Annotated in this window: 4 protein-coding genes and 1 pseudogene; 4 read left to right on the top strand and 1 reads right to left on the bottom strand. The window is 44.0% G+C overall.

The window, feature by feature from the left end:
* Window positions 1-1,277, bottom strand: a pseudogene (locus DBO31_RS05975) (pyruvate:ferredoxin (flavodoxin) oxidoreductase); the annotation flags it as partial.
* 506 nt (window positions 1,278-1,783) lie between these two features.
* Here DBO31_RS05975 and DBO31_RS05970 point away from each other — a divergent pair.
* The 4 genes from DBO31_RS05970 to DBO31_RS05955 form a co-directional block, all read left to right on the top strand.
* Window positions 1,784-2,695 carry a LysR family transcriptional regulator gene (locus DBO31_RS05970; protein WP_059076876.1) on the top strand — a complete coding sequence of 304 codons (912 nt, stop codon included), beginning with the start codon at window positions 1,784-1,786 and terminating at the stop codon, window positions 2,693-2,695.
* A gap of 36 nt (window positions 2,696-2,731) precedes the next feature.
* The gene (locus DBO31_RS05965) at window positions 2,732-3,136 is read left to right on the top strand and encodes a hypothetical protein (protein ID WP_059076875.1); all 405 of its coding nucleotides are present in this window, start codon (window positions 2,732-2,734) and stop codon (window positions 3,134-3,136) included.
* Between the two features lie 202 nt (window positions 3,137-3,338).
* Window positions 3,339-3,848 carry an S-adenosylmethionine decarboxylase family protein gene (locus DBO31_RS05960; protein ID WP_059076874.1) on the top strand — a complete coding sequence of 170 codons (510 nt, stop codon included), beginning with the start codon at window positions 3,339-3,341 and terminating at the stop codon, window positions 3,846-3,848.
* Window positions 3,849-3,871: 23 nt separating this feature from the next.
* Window positions 3,872-4,333 (top strand): HD-GYP domain-containing protein (locus DBO31_RS05955; RefSeq protein WP_150824685.1); only part of this gene is annotated, 462 nt, incomplete at its 3' end.

The following is a 4,333-nucleotide window of genomic DNA, read 5'->3' as shown; positions in this document are numbered from 1 at the left end:
TCGGAACCGAAGCCCCAGAATTTGCAGGATGTAAGGCCTTCCGTGTTGAGCGGCATCTTCGGAGCACGCGGCAGGGAAAGGTTGGTTACATCATCAACGATACCGATTGTGAAGCCATTGAGCGGATGTTCTTTCTTGACTTCTTCGAATACGGGGAGGATATCTTCCGGAACAACGTCTTTGGAGCCAAGACCGGCACGGCCACCGATGACATCGATATCGAGGCCCTGTTCTTTAACAAAGTCAACAATATCCAGATACAGCGGTTCGCCAAGGGATCCCGGTTCTTTTGTACGGTCGATGACAGCAATCTTTTTAACGGTCTTCGGCAGTACAGCAGACAGATATTTAGCAGAGAACGGACGATACAGATGGACATTGATAGCGCCAACTTTTTCGCCTTTGCTGTTCAGATAATCAACAGCCTGTTTAACTACGTCAGAGAGAGAACCCATGGAAACGATAATCGATTCTGCATCTTCTGCGCCGTAGTAGTTAAACGGTTTGTACGTACGGCCAGTGATTTCGGAAATCTTAGCCATGTAGTCAGCAACGATATCCGGCATAGCATCGTAGAAGCGGTTGCTGGCTTCAGTGTGCTGGAAGTATACATCCGGGTTTTCTGCAGTGCCGCGGATTTCCGGTTTATCCGGATTCAGGGCACGTTTGCGGAAAGCTTTGACAGCATCCCAGTCAATCAGTTTTTTGAAGTTATCATAATCCATAACTTCAACTTTCTGAATTTCATGAGATGTACGGAAACCATCAAAGAAATTGATGAACGGAAGCGAGCCTTTCAGAGCTGCCAGGTGAGCGACGCCGCCAAGATCCATGACTTCCTGGACATTGGATTCAGCCAAGAGACAGCAGCCAGTAGCACGGGCAGACATAACGTCCTGATGATCGCCGAAAATGCTCAGTGCATGGTTAGCCAGAGCACGGGCAGCTACGTGGAATACACCAGGGAGTAATTCACCGGCAACTTTGTACATATTCGGAATCATGAGCAAAAAGCCCTGGGAAGCCGTATACGTTGTTGTCAAAGCGCCAGCCTGTAAAGAACCGTGGAACGCACCAGCCGCACCAGCTTCAGATTCCATTTCAATAACTTTTACGGTGTTACCGAAAAGGTTCTTCTGACCGGCAGCGGACCAATCATCGACGTGTTCAGCCATAGGCGAAGACGGCGTGATAGGATAAATTGCGGCAACTTCAGTAAATGCATAGGAGACCCATGCAGCAGCTTCATTGCCATCCATGGTTTTGAACTTACTCATAGATAATACACGCTCCTTAATAAAAATATAGATGTATAAACCAATATAAGATACATTAATTATAGCAGCAGCATGTGTATCTTACATTGACAAGCAAAGTTTAGTACGACCCATAAATAACATACATGTCGTAGCGAAAAGGAAGAAGAACCATTTTGATTTGTCTATGCTTCTTTTGCAATGTATTCTGTATACATTGGCGTATTTATGGCACAAAAATAAACAAATCATATAAAAAAGTTATAAAGATTCTTCAAAAAGTATTGCTATTATTCCAATTGTGTAATACTATAAATGTAGTATTACACATATGCAAAGCAATCTGATTGCTGACCTTTTCTCTTTAGTCATTGTATGCCGAACGTACTTGTAACTTTTCCTTACAACGTAATTATAGGCTTTTGACCTTTACAATTCAATACTAAAACGTATGCTATTTTTAATATTCTCATGTTCCTATATGTAAACATATACTCTTTCAGTGTTCATTAACAGGAGGTAAGACTATGGACTTTCATCATCTCAAATATTTTGTCGAAGTAGCTGACAAAAAATCTTTCAGCAAAGCTGCACGCACACTGCACATCTCCCAGTCGGCTATCAGCCGCACAATCAAGGCACTGGAAGAAGAATTAGGCGTCGTACTCTTTATGCGTAACGCAAAAGCCGTTGAACTGACCGATGCGGGTACCATATTCCTTTCCCATGCCAAGCGGGTCGTCTTCATGTTTGAACATTTGAAGACCGATTTTGAAAATGAGTTCAAACTGGAACAAGGTACTGTCCTTATCGGCCTGCCTCCTATTACGGGCGCCCCGATTTTCGCCAATCTTCTCGGTGCGTTCAAACAGGAATACCCCCAGATTGAACTGGATTTATATGAACACGGCTCCAAGAAAGTAGAAATCAGTGTCCAGGAAGGATTGATTGACCTGGGTATTATCTGCACCCAGCCGAAAGAAAAAGATTTCGAATCTTTCTTCCTGACCCAGGATCCGATGAACGTAATCATCCACAGAGACAATATCCTCTCCAAAGAAAAAACAATTCCCTTGAAGAAGCTGGCCAATGAATCGCTCGTACTGTACCGTGACGATTTCAATCTCCATGATGAAATCATCCAGGACTGCAAAAAAATCGGCTTTCAGCCAAAAATCGTTTTCGAAACCAGCCAGCGCGACCTGATGATCCAGACGGTCGTCGCCAACCTGGGTGTGGCACTCCTGCCCAGCCGCATCTGCCCGAATAAAGAATCGAATCCCCGCGTAGCAGAGCAGGTCGTCGTACGTCCTCTCGTTGAACCAGAAATCATGCACGTTCTCTATGTCATCTGGAAACGCGGCCACTACCTGTCTCATGCCGCCCAGCTGTGGCTCGATTTTGTCCGCAATAAGACACGTACCATATCGAATATCTGATGAATATAACCATACTAAGCAGGAAGGTGTGCCATTTTGAGTCTGCCCAGTTCGCTAAAACGCCGCATCATATCGCTATCACAGTCAGATACTGACCATAAGGATGTCCGTCCGGAAGAAGAATATGACCGGCAAAAGCGTATATTGAAAACGCGTTACCAGGCTTTGTCCGGACTGGAAAAATGTCTGGTTCTGTCTCTGACAGCCGCTGTGATATTAGTGGTAATCCAGTTTTTCTGGATCGCGGCTTTACAGTATGAAGTAGCTCTTCTGAAAGAAGAAGTGCATACACAGCAGACCCGGCTCACCCAATTGGAACAAGCCAGCCAGAAACATAATAATCTTCTCTATTCGACGTATGAATCAATGGAAGACCTGAATAAAAAATGGCATGACCTCCACTTCCGTGTTTTAGAAAATACATGGAAATTAGGAAACTGATTGTAAAAGACTGCCACACGCTCTGACGTGCGGCAGCCTTTTTTCGTCAAGAACGTCAATAATGGTATTGTCAAATCCTTTTTCCGATTTCAGCATATAAAATGAGTATAGTTTTACAAATAGCTTACGGATTCAGAAATCACGTTTACAAGGAAGATAAAAAATTATATAATGAACTGTAACTAAACGATGGGTGGATTCTATGAACAATACATTAGGAAAACATTTACTGATTGACTTTTATAATTGTAAGGCTGTATTTACAGATCCTGAAGATTTACAGCCTTTAGTTGAACGCGCTTTCGAGCTCGTAGGTGCCACGTTAGATGGGGCGAGTTTCTATCATCTCGATAATGAACTGACCTGCATTGCCGTTTCCGGCAATGCACATCTTTGCATACATACCTATCCTGATCTTTCTTATGCCGCAGTCGATATCTATAGCTTTAATACGGATCTTCAGGCAAGTAAAATCATGAGTGCCCTGAAAATTATCTTAAAATCAGACCGCATCAAAGCGACAAGTATCCGCCGTGGTGATTTTGGTTCTATCCGGGACATGCGTCCGAAACGCAAAAGCAAGATTACAACGGTACGAAGAATGAAAAATACAGGCGCACGCATCAAGCGTACCAGCGCCAAGATGTTTTCTATTCTCCGCCATCCTAAACGTTCCCGGCGTATACGCAGCTATCAGAATAGAAAGAAATAAGTTTTACGGAAGGGTTTGTCTCTATGTTTATGATGTCACTTAACCAATCAGCCGGCATCGGGTCTGAAGAAAGAGAATCTCTAGACGCCATTACCGCTGATTTGTTGCAGTTTATACAACTAAAAAGCCATAGGCTGTACATGCATTCTCTGCAAGTTGCCAATTACAGCGTCAGTGTAGCGGCCAAATTAGCTCTGCCAAAGAGTGAAATTGAGCAGATAAAACATGCTGCTTTGCTTCATGATGTGGGACTATTGTTTGTATCAAATACCCTGCTGGCTAAAATCCCCTATCTGAACCGCAGCGAAAAAGCAATGTATAAACGCCATGCCGCAGCAGGCGGTAACATGATAGAAAATATCCCCTGCTGCCAGGACATCATCCCGTATATTGTATATCATCACGAACGATGGGACGGTTCCGGATTTCCCAAACACCTGCGGGGGGCCAATATTCCCCTTGGTGCCCGCATAATAGCCGTAGCC

The organism is Megasphaera sp. DJF_B143 (assembly GCF_900320625.1).
GTDB classification, from domain to species: Bacteria; Bacillota; Negativicutes; order Veillonellales; family Megasphaeraceae; genus Megasphaera; species Megasphaera hexanoica.
This window is presented reverse-complemented; position numbering and strand designations above follow the sequence as displayed.

Excerpts from the sequence above, each read along its gene's own strand:
- DBO31_RS05970 (WP_059076876.1), top strand. The coding sequence starts at position 1,784 with ATGGACTTTCATCATCTCAAATATTTTGTCGAAGTAGCTGACAAAAAA.
- DBO31_RS05960 (WP_059076874.1), top strand. The coding sequence starts at position 3,339 with ATGAACAATACATTAGGAAAACATTTACTGATTGACTTTTATAATTGT.